The sequence below is a fragment of the Nocardia sp. NPDC020380 genome, assembly GCF_044386975.1.
GTDB lineage: Bacteria > Actinomycetota > Actinomycetes > Mycobacteriales > Mycobacteriaceae > Nocardia.
This window is the reverse complement of record NZ_JBIRVQ010000004.1, coordinates 279528-292132: the sequence shown is the minus strand read 5'-3', so window position 1 is coordinate 292132 and position 12605 is coordinate 279528. Positions and strand designations below refer to the sequence as shown.

The window sequence follows — 12605 nt, the reverse complement described above, 5'->3', positions numbered from 1 at the left end:
GCATTCCAGCCTCTGGGCAGCCGGGATGGGTGGCTCTAGCCTCGGTCCGGTGACGAAAGCCCTTCTCGCCATTCATGTGCTGGCCGCGATCATCGCCATCGGCCCGGTCACCGTGGCCGCCAGCATGTATCCGGCCGCCGCGCGGCGTGCCACCGGAGTGGACGCGTCCTTGGAGACCGTCCGTGTCCTGCACCGCATCTGCCGCGTCTACGCCTTCCTCGGCCTGGTCGTGCCGGTCGTCGGTTTCGGGTTGGCGCAGAGCATGAATGTGCTCGGCAGCGCGTGGGTGATCACGTCCATCGTGCTCACCGTGGCGGCCGCCCTCATCCTGGGCCTGCTGATCCTGCCCACCCAGGACGCGGTGCTCACCACGCTCACCGGTGCACGCACGGCGGGCGTCGCGGTTCCCGACCTGCCCGCCGCGGCGCGGCTCGCCATGCTGACCGGCATCTTCAACCTGTTGTGGGCGACGGTCACCGTCTTGATGATCGTGCGCCCGGGCTCCACAACCGGCGTCTGAGGATCAGTAGTAGTGCCGCCGCCCGCCGATCGCGCGTCCGGTCGCGCCCAGTAGTGCCAGGCCCGCGCCCACGATCAACAGGATCACCCCGAGCACGGCGAGAATATGGAAGCCGACAACGAAGCCGACTACGAGCAGAATGAGGCCGAGGATGATCACGGCAACTCCCTTGTAGTGCTGAAACTGACGTCCCCGCCATTCCCCGTGCGCCCCACTTCAAACGGACCGACCGCCTGCCATGATCAACCCCGGAACCGCCATCGGTAGCTGGGAGGGTGCAAAACCATGTCGACGATTCCCGAATGGGCGCAGCAGATTTCACACGGCGTCCGCATCGACTGGGGTGCGGCCGGCGCCCAGGCCATCGGCCCCAGCAGCGCGGCGATCATCGTGATCGACGTCTTGTCCTTCAAGACCTCGGTCTCGCTGACGCAGGGGAGCAGAACTCGCGGTGGCCGGCGAACCGTCTCTGTCGAACAGCCCTGGCGGCCAAGGCTTGCTATGGCGGGATCGCTGATGTTGCGGCGTTGATCGGGGAGTATGCGTCCGGGCGGGAGTTGCGGAGCCAGGGGTTTGCCGAGGATGTCGCGGTGGCTGTCGAGGTGGGTTGCAGTGAAACTGTTCCGGTTCTGGTTGACGGGGCCTTCGGGGATGCGGGCTGAGACCGGTTGGTGTGTTTATACTGCGTCGCCGGAAGTCTTCGGTTCGTTCAATCATCTTCGTGTTATTCCCCGGTCGGGGGGCCGGGTGGCTCTGTCCTATCCACAGCACGGACTACGGAGGTAACGGATGAGTCGGCACACGCCTTTCTATGCCGATGTGCGGTCGCACTACGATTTATCTGATGATTTCTTCGGGTTATTTCTCGACCCGACCAGAACCTACAGCTGCGCCTATTTCGAAGAGGAGGATTACAGCCTCGAACAGGCGCAGCTGGCGAAGATCGATCTGGCGCTCGGGAAACTGGGCCTGCAGCCCGGTATGACCTTGCTGGACATCGGATGTGGGTGGGGAGCGACGCTGATGCGGGCGCGGGAGCGCTATGACGTGAATGTCATCGGCCTCACCTTGAGTCGCAACCAGTACGAATACGTGGGGGAGTTGCTGGAACGCCAGGCGGGCGCGCGCAGCGGCGAGGTCCGGCTGCAGGGGTGGGAGGAATTCGACGGCCGGGTCGATCGGATCGTGAGCATCGGCGCGTTCGAACATTTCCGAACGGAAAGGTATTCGGATTTCTTCCGGTTCGCCTACGACGCCCTGCCCGCCGACGGGCGAATGTTGTTGCACACCATCGTGGCGTACACCCAGGGTTATCTGCACGACCACGGGATCTCCTACACGCGCGACGACCTCGAGTTCCTGAAATTCATCCGCAAGGTGATCTTCCCCGGCGGAGCCCTTCCCTTTCCGGACAGCACGGCCTTCGGCGGCGTCAAACAATTCGCCGAGGCGGGCGGATTCGAGGTACAGCGCATGCACGCGCTGCAGCCGCACTACGCGCGCACCCTCGACTGCTGGGCGGACGCCTTGCGGGAGCATCGAACCGAGGCGATCGAACTCTGCGGCGAGGACACCTACGACACCTACATCCGCTACCTCACCGGGTGCGCGGAACGCTTCCGTTCGGGACTGATCGATGTCATGCAGTTCACGTGTGCGAAGTAGCCGGCAGACCCGCACCGTCCAGCGGTGGAATCCCGAGATGACCTGCGACACCACGGATGTCGCGTCGAACTGATGGCTGAGCTTCCCGATCAGCACCCGCGGTAGATATTGGCAGAGGACCGGGCTCGACCCTGCGCCCCCGGCGTGGCCGGAGGCGATCGGACCGGTCCTCGGCAATGATCCGGTCGATCACCGCCGCACAGCCGAAGATCAGGCGCGGTCCCGGATGGCGGTCAGGGTGGCGGCCGCGACCTCGGCGGGCGGCGGGCCGATCTCGATGCGCACCACATCGTGCTCGTCCGCGGCCGGCGCCTCCAGGGTGTCGAGCTGTGAATCCAGCAGGCCCGGCGGCATGAAGTGATCCATGCGGGCAGTCAGACGGTGCTGCAACAGTTCCCGTGAACCGGTCAGGTGCACGAAGGTCAGCACCGCCTCCGGATGCCCGGTCATGGCCTGCCGCAGAATATCCCGATAGGAATGCTTGAGCGCCGAGCAGGTGACCAGGCCGGAGCGGCCAGCGCTCACCTCACCCGACATCCAACGGGCGATCGCCTCCAGCCAGGGCCGGCGATCGGCATCGGTGAGGGCATGGCCCGCATGCATTTTGGCGATGTTCGCCGCCGGATGCAGGTCATCGCCCTCGAGCAGATCCCAGCCCAGCCGGGTGGCCAGGATGCCCGCGACGGTCGATTTCCCGGATCCGGATACGCCCATGAGAACCACGATCTGCGGACGAGCAGCAGTCTCCGACGACACCCGGACCTCCTAGACGATCACGCTGAGCGCCAGCACACCGGCCAGCCCCGCGAGGGAAATGATGCATTCCATGACGGTCCAGGATTTCAGGGTCTGCGCCACGTCGATGCGCAGGTACTCCTTCACCATCCAGAACCCGGCATCGTTGACATGCGACAGGAACAGCGAACCCGCACCGATGGCCAGCACCATCAGCGACACATGGGAATTGGTGAGGCTCGCGGCCACCGGCGCGAGAATGCCGGAGGCGGTCACGGTCGCGACGGTCGCCGAACCGGTGGCCACCCGGATGAGCGCGGCCACGAACCACGCCAGCAGCAGCACCGGCAGGCTGCTGTCGCGAATGGCATTGGCGATGGTGTCGGCGATCCCGGTGTCGACGAGCACCTGCTTGAACCCGCCACCCGCGCCGACGATCAGCAGAATCCCCGCGATCGGCGGCAGCGCGTTACTCATGGTGGCGGACACGGCTTCCCGTGTCATGCGCCCGCCCCGGCCCAGCACGAGCATGCCGACGATGAGCGCGATACCCAGCGCCACCGGCGGCGTGCCGAGCACATCCAGGACCTTCTTCAGCTCGCCCCCGGACTTCGGCGACACCACATCGACCACGGCGCTGCCGAGCATGAGCACCACCGGCAACAGGATGGTGGCCAGCGTCGCGGCGAAACTGGGCCGCGGCTTGCTCTCCTTGACGTCGCCGGCCGCGTTGTCCTGCTCGCCCTGATCGGGCGCCGAGAACAGTTCGGGCACCGGCACATTCACCCAGCGGGCGGCCAGCTTGCCGAACAGCGGCCCGGCCAGGATCACCGTCGGCACCGCCACGAGCACGCCCAGCCCGAGCGTGAGACCCAGGTCCGCCTTCAGCGCGGCCACCGCGACCAGCGGTCCGGGATGCGGCGGCACCAGCCCGTGCATGGCGGACAGTCCCGCCAGCGCCGGAATCGCGATGGACATCAACGGCAGTCGTGAGCGGGTGGCGACCAGCAGGATGACCGGCATCAGCAGCACCACGCCGATCTCGAAGAACATGGGCAGCCCGATGATCGCGCCCACCAGGCCCATCACCCACGGCAGCGCCCGCGGCCCGGCGCGTCCGACGAGGGTGTCGACGATCTGATCGGCGCCGCCGGAGTCGGCGAGCAGTTTGCCGAACATGGCGCCGAAGCCGATGAGGATGCCGACGCTGCCCATCGTGGCGCCGAAGCCCTTCACGAAGGAGGCCACGGTGTCGGCGGCGCCGAGCTTGGCGATCAGGCCCACGGTGACCGCGCCGATGGCGAGTGCCAGGAACGGGTGCAGTTTCAGCCAGGTGATGAGGGCGACGATCAGCGCGATGCCGATCAGCGCGGCGGTGACGAGCTGGGCATTGCCGGCGTGCGGCAGGGCCTTGTCGGCCAGGCTCGGCAGGGCGAGCGGGGTGATGTAGTGCATGACGCTTCTTCGAGTCGGGGTGGAGTGATCCACGGCACTATGTCCGAATATGGAGGACTATATCAAGCCGATAGAAGAATAAGTACTACGTATTGAGCAGCGCGCGACCATACATACGCCGAGTGTGTGAGACTGAACCCATGGTCGAGGGCGCCGACACACGGCAACTGCACGAATCGGTACTGGACCGTCTGGGCTTCGACATCGTCAGCGGTGCCATCCCGGCCGCTGCCCGCATCTCCTCGGAGGAGATCTCCGAACGCTTCGGCGTCTCGCGCACGGTGGCGCGGGAAGTTGTCCGGGTGCTCGAATCGCTGGGCCTGGTGAGCATCCGCCGCCGCGCCGGCATCACCGTGCTCGATCAGCGCGAATGGCAGGCCCTGGACCCCAAGGTGATTCGCTGGCGGCTCGCCGGTCCCGAGCGCTTCGCCCAGCTGGCCTGGCTCGCCGAACTACGGTCGGGCGTCGAACCCCTGGCTGCCCGCCTGGCCGCCACCAATGCCACCCCCGACGAATGCGGCGCGCTCACCGCGGCCGTGGTCGGCATGTCCGCCACCGCCCGCGCCGCCAACAAGGCCGCCTATCTGGGCCACGATGTCGACTTCCACGCGACTCTCCTTGCCGCCTCGGGCAATCCGCTGCTGCAGGTCTTCGCCCCGATCGTGCGCGAGGTGCTGGCCGGCCGGACCGAGCATGCTCTCATGCCCGAGCATGCCGATCCGGTCGCGGTCCAGCTGCACATCGACGTGGCGGCGGCGATCGGAGCCCGCGATGCCGCCGCCGCGGAGGCCGCCATGCGGGAGATAGTCCTCGAATCCGCAACGGCCGTGGCGGATCTGCAGACCGCGGTGCAGCCCGCTACGCAGCGCTGATGCCGCGTCAGATGGGCTGGTAACCCGTCCCCGGCCCGCCGGTCGCGTCGATCGAGGAGAGGATCTGATCGATCGGCCGGTAATAGGTGGGGGAGTGAATGGGGAATGCGGCCGTCACACAAGGGATGTCGACGGTGAGCGCGCCATACCCGATCAGCCCGCCCTGCAGCATCCCCACGAGCCGATCGCCCGAGGTGATCGGACCACCGGAATCGCCGTGGTTGGAACAGGTCTGGCCGAGGTCGATGTCCTCCAGCGGCCCCCAGTTCACACTGCAGTTGAAACCGGTGGTGCGGCCGTCACTGCAGATCTGGGCGCCGGGCCCGGGTGCGGGCGCGGTGCCCGCGATGGTGGTGGCGCCGATGGTGCGCACCGGCACCACCTTGTCCGGCTCGAATTCGATGACGGCGTAGTCGAGTTCGTCATCGGCGGCGGTGATGGTGCCGACCGGTCCTGCGAACTTGTCCTTCTCCGCGGAGACCAGCGTGCCCGCGGGACCGCAGTGCCCGGCCGTGAGGCCGACGAGCCGGCCCGCATTGTCATGGCCGATGGTGGTGAGCGAGCAGACCGTGTGATTGCTCAGGATGATTCCCGAGCCGCCCCCGAGAGTGACGGGGGCGGCCGCGTGCGCGGTGGCGGTGCCGGCCAGCGTGGCGGCGCCGGCCGTGGCGGTCAGGGCCAATACGGTGCGGAGCTTCATGATTCGGCCTACCAGTCCTGGACGATGCCGACCTGACCGCCCGGCGTGTACGGGTTCGAGGGATCGAGCAGGAACAGTCCGACGGTGCCGCCCGGATGTGCGGCGGCCTCGCCGATGATCTGGGCGTCGGAGGCGAAGATCCCGTTCTCGTCGGCCGGAATGGTCGATCCGTCCGCGAGCCAGATGACGTGCCCCTGCGGGGGCACCGCGGCGTCGATGAGGTTGGGGATGGGGCTGTTGGCGACCGCGGCGGTCTCTCCCGGATTGAGCCAGACGCCCGTGGCCCCGAAGTCCGGATCCGAGACGGGCTGGAATGCGGCGGCGGTACCCGCGTCGAGCACGGTGAGGGCGGCGGCGGTGGCGACGAGGCCGGTGGCGGCGGTGAAAAGGGTACGGCGCATGACGAGACTCCTTACGGATGGAAGATGTCACCTCAGGAATTGGGTGGCAGGTTCCGCGGATCCCCCGATCCAGCGAACTTTGAGCAAATCGTGTGGTTAGAGGATTCTCGACGTGGCGGCCCGGCGGAAGAGGAATGTGACCGGCACCACGGCCTGTCGCTGAACCGTTACCTGCCTGATGAGACCGACTGGTCCAGGAGGGTGCGGGACCCCCGTCGCGAGGCCCGCGACCTGCGTACGTTTCACAAAAGAAGTGCGTGTGCTGCGGTGCTGCTAGTGTGCGAGTCGTCGAAATGACCGGTCCGGCCGGTCTGCTCGATGAAAACTGTTCCTCGGTAGGGAGTTTCGTTCTTGCACCCGACAGGCTCTTACGCGCCCTACAACCAGTGCCCGCGAATCATGTTGGGCACCCCGGAGTTTGCCGCCGACCCGCACGCCGCCTACCGGGAGATGCGCCGGCAGCACGGTTCCATGGTGCCGATCGACCTGGCCCCCGATGTGCCCGCCACGCTGGTTGTCGACTACCGCACCGCGGTACGGATCCTCAACGATCCGGAACACTTTCCGGCCGACCCGCGCATCTGGCAGCAGGGCATCGCCGAGGATTCCCCCATCCGCCCGATGATGCAGTGGTACCCGAACGCGCTGCGCAATGCCGGCGCCGAACACGCACGGTACCGCCAGGCCTACACCGCCGCCATCGACGGAATCGACCTGCACGCACTGCATTCGACCGTCGAGGCCATCGCCGCGCCGGTGATCGCGTCCTTCGCCGCCGAGGGCGGCGCCGACCTGATCTCGCAGTACGCGCTGCCGCTGGTCTTCGAGACGCTGAATCGGATGGTCGGCTGCTCAATGGAATTGGGGCAGCGCGTGGCCACCGGTATGGCCGCGCTGTTCGACACCGTGAACGCCGCCTGGGGTATGCAGACGCTCAGTGAGGCGCTGCTGGAACTGATCGCACTGCGCCGCGTCGAGCCCGGCGACGACGTCACCTCCCGCATGGCGCACCACCCGGCCAATCTCAATGACGAGGAGATGCTGTACCAGCTGGTCAGCTTCTACGGCGCCGGCCTGGAGCCGATGCAGAACCTCATCGCCAACGCGCTGCTGCTCATGCTCACCGATGAACGCTTCGGCGGAGATGTGCTGGGCGGCAGCCTCTCCACCCGCGACGCACTCGACGAGGTGCTCTTCAACGACCCGCCGATGGCCAACTTCGCCATCAGCTACCCGCGCCAGCCGATCCTCATCGACAGCACCTGGCTGCCCGCGCATCAGCCGGTGCTGGTCTCCTTCGCCGCGTGCAACAACGATCCCGCCATCGCCGGCGGCGACCGCACCGGTAACCGCTCGCATCTGGCCTGGTCCGCGGGCCCGCACGCCTGCCCGGCCCGCTCGGTGGCCTACCTGGTGGCGCAGAACGCGATCGATCAGCTGCTGGACACGCTGCCCGACCTGGAGCTGGCCGTCCCGAAGGACGAGATCGGCTGGCGGCCCGGGCCTTTCCACCGTGCGATGGTCGCGCTGCCGGTGCGCTTCCCGACTTCTTCCGCGTTGAACATGCACTAAGGAGACGCTGATGTCACAAGAACCGATCGTCCTGGATCTATCCGGTACCGATATCCAGGGCGAGTCGGCCCGGATTCGCGCGCGCGGACCTGTTGCCCTGGTGGAACTTCCCGGCGGCGTGCCCGCATGGTCGGTCACCGATCAGGCCGTGCTCAAGGATCTGCTGGCCGGCCCCCGCGTCTCGAAGGACCCGCGCCAGCACTGGTCGGCCTTCATCAACGGCGAGATCACCGAGGCCTGGCCGCTGCTGCCCTGGGTCGCGGTCGACAATATGTTCACCGCCTACGGCGGCGATCACCGGCGCCTGCGAAAGCTGGTGTCCCCGGCCTTCACCCACCGCCGCACCACCGTCATGCAGGACCGCGTCAACGAGATCGTCACCGAGCTGCTCGACGACCTCGCCGCCCTGCCCGCCGGCGAGGTGGTGGACCTGCGCGCCCGCTACTGCTACCCGGTGCCGATCCGCGTGATCAGCGAATTGATGGGCGTGCCCGCACATCTGGGCCCCGATATGCACCGCTGTGTCGACGGCTTCTTCGACGGCTCCTTCACCGCCGAGCAGGCCCAGGCCAACTACGTCGAAATGTACGGCCTGGTGGGGCAACTCGTGGCCTACCGCCGCGACAACCCGGGCGACGATGTCACCAGCGTGCTCATCGCCACCCGCGACGACGACGGCTCGGCGCTGACCGAGAAGGAACTCGTCGACACCCTGATGCTGGTCATCAATGCCGGCCACGAGACCACCGTGAACCTGCTCGACCAGGCCATCACCGCGCTGCTCACCCATCCGGCGCAGCTGGCCGAGGTGACCGGCGAGCAGGTGCCGTGGTCCGATGTCATCGAGGAATCGCTGCGCTACCAGGCGCCGGTCGCGCACCTGCCGCTGCGATACGCGGTGGAGGACATCGAGATCGGCGATCAGATCATCACCAAGGGTGAGGCCGTTCTCGCCTCCTACGCTGGAGCCAGCCGCGACCCGCAGCTGCACGGCGACACCACCGACGAGTTCGACATCCACCGCAAGACCAAGGAACAGCACGTGGCCTTCGGCTACGGCGCGCACCACTGCCTGGGCGCACCGCTGGCCCGCATGGAGGCGACCACCGCGCTGCCCGCCCTCTTCGGGCGCTTCCCGGGGCTGCGCTTCGCCGTCGACCCGAGCGAGCTGACCCCGATCGGCAGCTTCATCTCCAACGGTCACACCGCACTGCCGGTGTACCTGAACGCCGAATAGCCACAGACACTTACGGAGTCGGCCACCGAGCACCGGTGGCCGACTCCGTTCGTCTTTGCGGACTCAGCGCCAGCCGGTGGCCGACTGCAGGGCGAGACTGCCGACCGCCAAGGTGACGGACAGGATCCCGCCGAACAGCAGCGGCCGCGTCCCCGCGCGGCGGATCTGCGCCCACGTCAGCGACGTGCCGATGCCGACCAGCGCCGCCGCGATGAGCCAGCCGCCGGCCAGCGAGATATCGGAATGCCACGACGCCGGAATCACGCCGGTCCCGGCGATCACCGACGCGACGAGGAACAACAACACGAACACCGGCACGATCTTGCGCACCGAGAGCCGTTCGCTCCCCGGCTCGGCAGTGCGCCGCCGCTGCATATGCAGGCCCAGGCACATCGGCACGATCATCAGGCTGCGCGCCAGCTTCACGATCACCGCGAAATGCGCTGCGGCCGCACCGAAGATCACCCCGGCGGCCAGCACCGAGGACGTGTCGTTGATCGCCGTCCCCGCCCACAGCCCGAAAGCGTCCTGCGACATGCCCAAAAGCCGCCCGACCGGCGGGAACGCCAGCACGGCAACCACATTGAACACGAAGATGGTGGCCAGCGCGTAGCCGACGGTATCGCGCCGCGGCTTCATCACCGCCGTGGCCGCGGCAATCGCCGACGCCCCGCAGATGGTGGTGCCGACCGCGACCAACGTGGCCGATTCCGCATCCAGGGCAAGCATCCTGCCCACGGCGAACGCGGCAATCGCTCCGATTACCAGCGTCCCGATCAGCACCGGAGCCGTCCGATTCCCCACGGCGAGCACCGCACTCACCGGCAACCCGAGCCCGAGCATCACAATCGCGGCCTGCAGCAACCGCTGTCGCGCGAACGCGAGCCCCGGCGCGAACCGGCCGTCATCCTGTAAAGCCTTCCCACCGACCGCTGCCACGATCGCGCCCGCGACCAATCCGAGCACGGGCGCCCCCACGACGGGCAATACCCGCCCGAGCACAGTGGCGAGAGTAGCGAGGGCCGCGGCGAGAGCCACACCCGGAAGATACGAGCGCATGCTGCACACGATCTCCTGTGACCCCGGCCACGAGTAGCCACCGATCTCGAAAGGACTCATAAACCGGAGTTATGAGTCCGTGAGCCGGGCGGCAAGCGGTTGCCGCCGGATCGACCGGACCCGCGCCGCGTCGCCGAGTGGGTATCCCGGGGCACCGGACGAGTTGGTTCCCTAGCGGGACTCGGGTCGACACCGCAAGTGATGACCGGGCCGTCCGCGGGGACCGGCTGGGGTGGTCCGCGCGGGTGGACCAGGCTCCGGCGGCGGGTCCGGCCAGGCATGGGTGTGCGGCCCGAGCGGTCTATCGCACGGGTACCGGCTGGCGCGATCGGCCGCGCGCCTGCTAATCAGGACTTATGCCATTGCCGCCCGGAACACCCGACCTCGAGGCGCTCGATCTGCTCGTCTCGGTCGCTGATCTGGGGAGTCTCGGCGCGGCGGCCCGGCGTCACGGCATCAGCCAGCCCGCGGCGAGTATGCGGATCCGGGCGCTCGAACGGCGGTTGCGGTTGCATGTGCTCGAGCGCGGGCCGAACGGATCCGTGCTCACCGATGCGGGCCGCACGGTGGTGACCCATGCGCGAGCGGTGCTCGCCGCGGCCGCCGCGTTGGTCGAGGGGGTCGCCGAAGTGCGGAATGCCGGGGCGTCCCGGCTCCGTATAGCGGCGTCGAAAACGATTGCGGACTATCGCATTCCACACTGGCTGGCCGCACTGCGGTCGATGCAGCCGCAGGTCTCGGTGGCGCTGGAGGTCGAGAACTCCTGCCAGGTGGCCGAATTGGTGCGGACGGGCAGCGCGGATCTCGGCTTCGTGGAAGGCCCGCATCTGCCCGATGGCCTCGCGGGCCGGGAACTCGGGTCCGACGACCTCGTGATCGTGGTCGGGGCCGGCCATCCCTGGGCGAAACGCAAGCGCGCGCTGTCCCTGCGGGAACTCGCCGAAACACCGCTGCTCTGGCGCGAATCCGGTTCGGGCACGCGCGATACGCTCTGGGAGGTGCTCGACGATTACGGCGTTCCGGCCGCGCCTGCGGCCGAACTCGGCTCGGCGGTCGCGATTCTGGCCGCGGTCCGTGCGGGTGTCGCGCCCGCGGTGCTGAGCCGCCTCGTGGCCGGGCCCGATCTGGCGGCCGGCGCGCTGCACGAGGTGCCGCTGGCCGATGCCACCGTGTTCAGCAGGCAGTTCCGGGCGGTCTGGCGTCCGGGCGCGCCACCGGAGGGTCCCGCCGAACTGCTGGTCGACTGTGCCGCCCGCATCGAGTCCTCGCGGTGAGGCCCGCCCGGAGACGGTCGGGAATCGGCCGGGAATGCCACCGGGGTTGTATGCGCTGTCATAGATTGAAATTGCTCGCTTCCCACTGAAAGGCTGCGCCGCATGCCCATCGCGCTTTCCATCCTCGACCTGGCGACCATCGCCCCCGGCCAGTCGGCGCGGGAGAGTTTCGCCAATAGCGTGGTACTGGCGCAGGCCGCGGAGCGCAGCGGCTATCGGCGGGTCTGGTATGCCGAGCACCACAATATGGATTCCATCGCCTCGAGCGCGACCAGCGTGCTCATCGGGCACGTGGCCGAGCACACCGACACCATCCGGCTGGGCGCGGGCGGGATCATGCTGCCCAACCATTCCCCGCTGGTGATCGCCGAACAGTTCGGCACCCTCGAGACGCTGTTCCCCGGCCGCATCGACCTCGGCCTGGGCCGCGCACCCGGCAGCGACCAGAAGACCATGTACGCGCTGCGCCGCGACAACTCCTCCGCAGACAGCTTCCCGCAGGATGTCCTGGAACTGCAGGGCTTTCTGAGCGGGAATTCGCGCATCCCCGGAGTCAACGCCGTTCCCCGCGCCGAAGGCATTGTGCCGCTCTACATTCTGGGATCGTCGCTGTTCGGCGCCCAGCTAGCCGCGCATCTGGGCCTTCCGTACGCCTTCGCCTCGCACTTCGCGCCGGGCGCCCTGCACGAGGCCGTCGCCGTCTACCGCGACAAGTTCCAGCCCTCCGAGCAGTTGGCCGAGCCGTATGTGATCGCCGGTGTCAACGTGTTCGCCGCGGACGATTACGAGACGGCCGCCGAACACCGCGCCATCGCCTACCGTGACCGCGCCCGCCGGATGATCCAGCGCCGGCCCGGACAGCACGATTTCAGCGATGACGAGATCGACGCCTTCCTCGCCTCGCCCAACGGCGCCCAGCTCTCGTCCATGACGAAGTACACCGCGGTCGGCACGCCGGATGAAATCCGTGCCTACCTCGCCGATTTCGCGGACTCGATCGGTGCCGACGAACTCATCACCGCGCACTATTCCCAGCGCATCGAGGACCGGATCCGTTCGGTCGAGCTCACCGCACAGGCGGTCGCGACGGTCGCCGATCCTGCTGTCAGATAAGG

Annotated in this window: 14 protein-coding genes; 8 read left to right on the top strand and 6 right to left on the bottom strand. The window is 67.8% G+C overall.

Annotation, left to right across the window (positions count from 1 at the left end; translation table 11 throughout):
- The first annotated feature begins 49 nt into the window (after positions 1–49).
- Positions 50–520: a DUF2269 family protein gene (locus tag ACH438_RS12085; RefSeq protein WP_397004164.1), complete on the top strand. Its 471-nt coding sequence runs from the start codon at positions 50–52 to the stop codon at positions 518–520.
- A gap of 3 nt (positions 521–523) precedes the next feature.
- On the opposite strand, the gene ACH438_RS12080 is transcribed toward ACH438_RS12085, so the two are convergent.
- Positions 524–679 (bottom strand): DUF6131 family protein, encoded by a 156-nt coding sequence (locus ACH438_RS12080; protein ID WP_397004162.1) that lies wholly within the window; start codon positions 677–679, stop codon positions 524–526.
- A 126-nt stretch (positions 680–805) separates the two neighbouring features.
- Between ACH438_RS12080 and ACH438_RS12075 the strand changes: the two genes are divergently transcribed.
- On the top strand, positions 806–1051 hold the full coding sequence (locus ACH438_RS12075; RefSeq protein ID WP_397004160.1) for a hypothetical protein: 246 nt from the start codon (positions 806–808) through the stop codon (positions 1049–1051).
- Positions 1052–1309: 258 nt separating this feature from the next.
- Positions 1310–2185, top strand: a complete 876-nt coding sequence (locus ACH438_RS12070; protein ID WP_397004158.1) for a cyclopropane mycolic acid synthase family methyltransferase — start codon at positions 1310–1312, stop codon at positions 2183–2185.
- A gap of 210 nt (positions 2186–2395) precedes the next feature.
- Here the strand turns inward: ACH438_RS12070 and ACH438_RS12065 are convergent, their stop codons facing one another.
- Positions 2396–2941 carry a gluconokinase gene (locus ACH438_RS12065; protein WP_397004156.1) on the bottom strand — a complete coding sequence of 182 codons (546 nt, stop codon included), beginning with the start codon at positions 2939–2941 and terminating at the stop codon, positions 2396–2398.
- Positions 2942–2950: 9 nt separating this feature from the next.
- Positions 2951–4375 carry a GntP family permease gene (locus tag ACH438_RS12060; protein WP_397004154.1) on the bottom strand — a complete coding sequence of 475 codons (1425 nt, stop codon included), beginning with the start codon at positions 4373–4375 and terminating at the stop codon, positions 2951–2953.
- A gap of 140 nt (positions 4376–4515) precedes the next feature.
- Here ACH438_RS12060 and ACH438_RS12055 point away from each other — a divergent pair, with 140 nt between their 5' ends.
- On the top strand, positions 4516–5247 hold the full coding sequence (locus ACH438_RS12055) for a FadR/GntR family transcriptional regulator (protein ID WP_397004862.1): 732 nt from the start codon (positions 4516–4518) through the stop codon (positions 5245–5247).
- A 7-nt stretch (positions 5248–5254) separates the two neighbouring features.
- On the opposite strand, the gene ACH438_RS12050 is transcribed toward ACH438_RS12055, so the two are convergent.
- Positions 5255–5947 carry a S1 family peptidase gene (locus ACH438_RS12050; RefSeq protein WP_397004152.1) on the bottom strand — a complete coding sequence of 231 codons (693 nt, stop codon included), beginning with the start codon at positions 5945–5947 and terminating at the stop codon, positions 5255–5257.
- 8 nt (positions 5948–5955) lie between these two features.
- On the bottom strand, positions 5956–6348 hold the full coding sequence (locus ACH438_RS12045) for a hypothetical protein (protein WP_397004150.1): 393 nt from the start codon (positions 6346–6348) through the stop codon (positions 5956–5958).
- Between the two features lie 399 nt (positions 6349–6747).
- Between ACH438_RS12045 and ACH438_RS12040 the strand changes: the two genes are divergently transcribed.
- Entirely contained in the window at positions 6748–7920 is a 1173-nt protein-coding gene (locus ACH438_RS12040; RefSeq protein WP_397004148.1) for a cytochrome P450, read from the top strand.
- A gap of 10 nt (positions 7921–7930) precedes the next feature.
- Positions 7931–9157, top strand: a complete 1227-nt coding sequence (locus ACH438_RS12035; RefSeq protein WP_397004146.1) for a cytochrome P450 — start codon at positions 7931–7933, stop codon at positions 9155–9157.
- Positions 9158–9220: 63 nt separating this feature from the next.
- On the opposite strand, the gene ACH438_RS12030 is transcribed toward ACH438_RS12035, so the two are convergent.
- Complete coding sequence (locus ACH438_RS12030) at positions 9221–10276, bottom strand: YeiH family protein (RefSeq protein ID WP_397004144.1); 1056 nt, start codon at positions 10274–10276, stop codon at positions 9221–9223.
- A gap of 296 nt (positions 10277–10572) precedes the next feature.
- Between ACH438_RS12030 and ACH438_RS12025 the strand changes: the two genes are divergently transcribed.
- On the top strand, positions 10573–11490 hold the full coding sequence (locus ACH438_RS12025; RefSeq protein ID WP_397004142.1) for a LysR family transcriptional regulator: 918 nt from the start codon (positions 10573–10575) through the stop codon (positions 11488–11490).
- Between the two features lie 102 nt (positions 11491–11592).
- On the top strand, positions 11593–12603 hold the full coding sequence (locus ACH438_RS12020; protein WP_397004140.1) for an LLM class flavin-dependent oxidoreductase: 1011 nt from the start codon (positions 11593–11595) through the stop codon (positions 12601–12603).
- Positions 12604–12605 lie beyond the last annotated feature (2 nt).

Excerpts from the sequence above, each read along its gene's own strand:
- ACH438_RS12020 (WP_397004140.1), top strand. The coding sequence starts at position 11,593 with ATGCCCATCGCGCTTTCCATCCTCGACCTGGCGACCATCGCCCCCGGC.
- ACH438_RS12060 (WP_397004154.1), bottom strand. The coding sequence starts at position 4,375 with ATGCACTACATCACCCCGCTCGCCCTGCCGAGCCTGGCCGACAAGGCC.
- ACH438_RS12040 (WP_397004148.1), top strand. The coding sequence starts at position 6,748 with ATGTTGGGCACCCCGGAGTTTGCCGCCGACCCGCACGCCGCCTACCGG.
- ACH438_RS12050 (WP_397004152.1), bottom strand. The coding sequence starts at position 5,947 with ATGAAGCTCCGCACCGTATTGGCCCTGACCGCCACGGCCGGCGCCGCC.
- ACH438_RS12025 (WP_397004142.1), top strand. The coding sequence starts at position 10,573 with ATGCCATTGCCGCCCGGAACACCCGACCTCGAGGCGCTCGATCTGCTC.
- ACH438_RS12070 (WP_397004158.1), top strand. The coding sequence starts at position 1,310 with ATGAGTCGGCACACGCCTTTCTATGCCGATGTGCGGTCGCACTACGAT.
- ACH438_RS12045 (WP_397004150.1), bottom strand. The coding sequence starts at position 6,348 with ATGCGCCGTACCCTTTTCACCGCCGCCACCGGCCTCGTCGCCACCGCC.
- ACH438_RS12030 (WP_397004144.1), bottom strand. The coding sequence starts at position 10,276 with ATGAGTCCTTTCGAGATCGGTGGCTACTCGTGGCCGGGGTCACAGGAG.
- ACH438_RS12055 (WP_397004862.1), top strand. The coding sequence starts at position 4,516 with ATGGTCGAGGGCGCCGACACACGGCAACTGCACGAATCGGTACTGGAC.
- ACH438_RS12035 (WP_397004146.1), top strand. The coding sequence starts at position 7,931 with ATGTCACAAGAACCGATCGTCCTGGATCTATCCGGTACCGATATCCAG.
- ACH438_RS12075 (WP_397004160.1), top strand. The coding sequence starts at position 806 with ATGTCGACGATTCCCGAATGGGCGCAGCAGATTTCACACGGCGTCCGC.